This window comes from Gilliamella sp. Fer1-1, from assembly GCF_001690825.1.
GTDB lineage: Bacteria > Pseudomonadota > Gammaproteobacteria > Enterobacterales > Orbaceae > Gilliamella > Gilliamella apicola_C.
In genome coordinates, this window is record NZ_LZGX01000002.1 from 1 (window position 1) to 1,483 (window position 1,483).

Below are 1,483 nucleotides of genomic sequence, written 5' to 3' on the forward strand. Positions count from 1 at the left end.
ATATTTATTGTGCTAAGCAGCTTTCCTCTTGTTTGCTATGCAAAAAAAGAACCGTTATCATTAAAAATATTACCAACTTTCTCTCCTTTTACCCAGCAATACGAAGAAGATGATGAAGATGATAACGGAGAATATTCTCATGCCTATTCGATTGATTTTTATAATGCAATTAGTACTGTCCATCCTCCAGTATTAGTAAACTACGATGGATTGAAATCAATATTGTTATTTGTTCCTGCAAATCCCAAAGATCCTAATAAGGAAAACCATCATCTTGTTTATAATTTTAATTTAGGTAATTTTAAACTAAATGAAGTTGGAACTATTTTCACCCACGAGATATTATCAATTTTTAGTTATAATCCTAATGAAGAAAATGCCATGATTTTTGTTCTTCAAAAAAATAAATCGGGGGAGGAAACTTTATATTCGAATGTTCGATTTTCAGTTTTAAAAGAAGAAGGCGGATTGTATATCCAATCTTTTAAGACAGATAGAATAAGTATTGCTGGTTTAGATAACTGTATTGATGGTGGTATTGATTATTTGGGTAACACACAAATATGTAAGTATAAAGATGCTTCATCGATAAGGGGTTTTTTTGATAACATCATAAAAAATAAAAGATTTTAATTCTATTTCTTTTTAATGAGGCATTACAATGAAGTTCAAAACAATGTTGTTTATATTATTAAGCTCAATTTTTACAGGGCAAAATGCCTATGCCGATTCCTATTTGGATTTAGATTCTATTCCAGAAGAATATCGATTTCCTAAATATGATAACATCGCTCATCCACCAATTGATGTTGAATATAAAGGTAAGAAAGGTACTGCTCTATTTCTTAGCAATACTTTTGATGATGGAAGACGTAATTTAGAGGTTTATTTTTTAACTAATAATAATAGAGAATTATATAAAGTAGTAGAAGTTTATACATATCAATATGGACATAGTGAAGTAGTAAGTGCCTTCGAATTTACTAGAAAAAAATCCGGTGATAAATATATCTACATTTTATTGAAAGACGGTACAGGGCCAACGATATGGTATAGTTTTATAGAATTACCTTTATCTGTAAAAGATGATGGTATATTAAGAGCATTATATTTTATAGGAGATGATGCTTTTATATCAAAAATCAGGTGTATGAGTGATCTTGAAACAGAAGAACGCTGCGAATTTTCAACGAAAGAGGGATTAATAGAATATCTTAATAAAGAAGGAAGACAATGAGGAGTTACAATGAAGTTCAAAACAATGTTGTTTATATTATTAAGCTCAATTTTTACAGGGCAAAATGCCTATGCCAATTCCGATTCCTATGAGGATTTAGATAATATTCCAGAAGAATATCGATTTCCCAAATATAATAACATCGCTCATCCACCAATTGATGTTGAATATAAAGGTAAGAAAGGTACTGCTCTATTTCTTAGCAATACTTTTGATGATGGAAGACGTAATTTAGAGGTTTATTTT

At 29.7% G+C, this 1,483-nt stretch carries 3 protein-coding genes; all 3 read left to right on the forward strand.

The genetic code is table 11. The annotated features are described in order from the left end of the window. Positions 1-633: hypothetical protein (locus A9G28_RS13455; RefSeq protein ID WP_176702092.1), on the forward strand; the 633-nt coding region annotated here is incomplete at its 5' end. A 28-nt stretch (positions 634-661) separates the two neighbouring features. After that, positions 662-1,237 carry a hypothetical protein gene (locus A9G28_RS00090; protein ID WP_065567037.1) on the forward strand — a complete coding sequence of 192 codons (576 nt, stop codon included), beginning with the start codon at positions 662-664 and terminating at the stop codon, positions 1,235-1,237. A 9-nt stretch (positions 1,238-1,246) separates the two neighbouring features. Continuing rightward, positions 1,247-1,483, forward strand: a 237-nt coding sequence (locus A9G28_RS00095; protein WP_141674644.1) for a hypothetical protein, incomplete at its 3' end; no start/stop codon positions are given.

Coding starts and splice junctions, on each gene's coding strand:
- A9G28_RS00090 (WP_065567037.1), top strand. CDS start 662: ATGAAGTTCAAAACAATGTTGTTTATATTATTAAGCTCAATTTTTACA.